The following is a 436-nucleotide window of genomic DNA, read 5'->3' as shown; positions in this document are numbered from 1 at the left end:
ACTCAGTAGACACTCAATCAAGTTCAAAGGCCATGTACCGAGTCTCCTGGCGCTCCGTGGCCTCGCACAAGGTACGCCTGCTGCTCACCGTCCTCGCGGTGGTTCTGGGCACCGCGTTCGTGTCCGGTTCGATGATGTTCACCAAGGCTCTCGGTGATACCTTCGATTCCGCCATCAGCTCCCAAATGGCCTCCGTAGACGCGGTAGTCAATGGCAACACCGCCCCTGTGACGGTAGATACCCTCAACACACTGCGTGAGGATTCTCAAGTTGGCAAAGTAAACCTCAATGGTTCGCAGACCGTGGTGGTGGCCACGGAGGATCGCCAGCCCTTCCAAACTGGTGCGGCAAGCCCCATGGTGAGTGTGTGGTACAACCCGGATGATGCCGTGGTGAGCGGCGAAACCCTCGTGGAGGGTGAGGCTCCCACGGGTGC

Annotated in this window: 1 pseudogene; it reads left to right on the top strand. The window is 59.4% G+C overall.

Features of this window, described 5'->3' with window-relative positions:
* Nucleotides 1–436, top strand: a pseudogene (locus L6966_RS11960) (hypothetical protein); the annotation flags it as partial.

This window comes from Rothia nasisuis (assembly GCF_928381405.1).
In the GTDB taxonomy this organism is placed as follows: domain Bacteria; phylum Actinomycetota; class Actinomycetes; order Actinomycetales; family Micrococcaceae; genus Rothia; species Rothia nasisuis.
This window is presented reverse-complemented; position numbering and strand designations above follow the sequence as displayed.